A 338-nucleotide genomic window follows, 5' to 3' on the forward strand; every position below is an offset into this window, starting at 1 on the left:
CTAAAGTCACGTGCTTCCAGACGCTTTAGGCGTCAGACTGAATATCGGCGGATACGCCTGTAACTTAGGTCTGCACAGTTATGCGCTTTTTCCATGCCGGATACGGCAGGCTCCCACATTACAGGTAATCCGCTGTATATCTGCCTGTGTTTATACTGCTTTTAAGATCTCCATTTGCAGATGAAGTTTTCTTAAGTCAGCATAAACACATAAGGTTCTATGCTTTACAGAAGGGACTTTTGCCTCCAGTAAAGACCTTTCCGTTGCCGGAAGGGGTTTTAAAAGTTCTCGGATAAAATATCTCGCCCCGATATTATAAGAAGCCGACAGGTCACAGT

The 338-nt window shown here is 44.7% G+C and carries 1 pseudogene; it reads right to left on the reverse strand.

Annotated elements, in window-relative coordinates:
• Positions 1-150 precede the first annotated feature (150 nt).
• Positions 151-338: pseudogene (locus tag G5B11_RS18980) on the reverse strand (IS200/IS605 family accessory protein TnpB-related protein); the annotation flags it as partial.

The organism is Blautia glucerasea, assembly GCF_013304385.1.
Classification (GTDB): Bacteria; Bacillota; Clostridia; order Lachnospirales; family Lachnospiraceae; genus Blautia_A; species Blautia_A ammoniilytica.